This is a genomic window from Melaminivora alkalimesophila, from assembly GCF_000282995.1.
Lineage (GTDB): Bacteria > Pseudomonadota > Gammaproteobacteria > Burkholderiales > Burkholderiaceae_C > Melaminivora > Melaminivora alkalimesophila.
Genome location: NZ_ALEE01000435.1, coordinates 1 through 1,118, shown reverse-complemented (window position 1 = coordinate 1,118; position 1,118 = coordinate 1). Strand labels below are relative to the sequence as shown.

Sequence of the window (1,118 nt, the reverse complement as noted above, 5' to 3'; positions counted from 1 at the left end):
ACAAGCGCAGCCACTGGCTGCGCGAGGATGGCAAGTTTCCCCCCACGCTGCAGGAGTGGCTGGCTGGCGCAACGCAGCATCCCGGCAGCTGGTGGGAGGACTGGGCCGCCTGGCTCCGGCGCCATGCCGGCAAGCAGGTCGCGGCGCCGAAGAACTACGGCCGCGGGCGCAAGTACAAGGCGATCGAGCCGGCCCCCGGTCGCTACGTGCAGCAGAAGGCCTGACGGCGTGTGCCGGCGCGGACCATGAGCCACCGAGATCCGTCTCTGACCTGCCCCAACACGCCCCACCTTTCTTCACCCGGGCCACTTCCGTGGTCCCCGGCATCGTCCAGCAGTCCAACCAAGGAGAAGCAAAATGAACCAGAAAGTAGCGTATGTGACCGGCGGCATGGGAGGCATCGGCACCGCCATCTGCCAGCGCCTGCACAAGGAAGGCTTCAAGGTCATCGCCGGCTGCGGCCCGACGCGCGACTACCAGAAGTGGCTGGATGAGCAAAAGGCCCTGGGCTACACCTTCTATGCCTCTGCAGGCAACGTGGGCGACTGGGATTCGACCGTGGCGGCCTTCGAGAAGGCCAAGGCCGAGCACGGCAGCATCGACGTGCTGGTCAACAACGCCGGCATCACGCGCGACCGCATGTTCCTGAAGATGACGCGCGAGGACTGGGACGCAGTGATCGGGACCAACCTGAACTCCATGTTCAACGTGACCAAGCAGGTCGTGGGCGACATGGTGGAAAAGGGCTGGGGCCGAATCATCAACATCTCCAGCGTGAACGGCGAGAAGGGCCAGGCCGGCCAGACCAACTATTCGGCCGCCAAGGCCGGGATGCACGGTTTCACCATGGCGCTGGCCCAGGAACTCGCCACCAAGGGCGTCACCGTGAACACCGTGGCGCCGGGCTACATCGGCACCGACATGGTCAAGGCCATCCGCCCGGACGTGTTGGAAAAAATCGTCGCCACCGTCCCGGTCAAGCGCCTGGGCGAGCCCAGCGAGATCGCCTCGATCATCGCCTGGCTGGCGAGCGAAGAGGGCGGCTACGCCACCGGGGCGGAGTTCTCCGTCAACGGCGGCCTGCACATGAACTGAGCCGCACACCCCAAGAAAAACCC

General features: G+C 65.5%; 1 protein-coding gene and 1 pseudogene. Both read left to right on the top strand.

What is annotated here, in order from left to right; genetic code table 11:
• Positions 1-224, top strand: a pseudogene (locus tag A612_RS08545) (class I poly(R)-hydroxyalkanoic acid synthase); the annotation flags it as partial.
• Between the two features lie 133 nt (positions 225-357).
• On the top strand, positions 358-1,095 hold the full coding sequence (gene phbB, locus A612_RS08540) for an acetoacetyl-CoA reductase (RefSeq protein ID WP_019374084.1): 738 nt from the start codon (positions 358-360) through the stop codon (positions 1,093-1,095).
• Positions 1,096-1,118: the final 23 nt, after the last annotated feature.

Excerpts from the sequence above, each read along its gene's own strand:
- phbB (WP_019374084.1), top strand. The coding sequence starts at position 358 with ATGAACCAGAAAGTAGCGTATGTGACCGGCGGCATGGGAGGCATCGGC.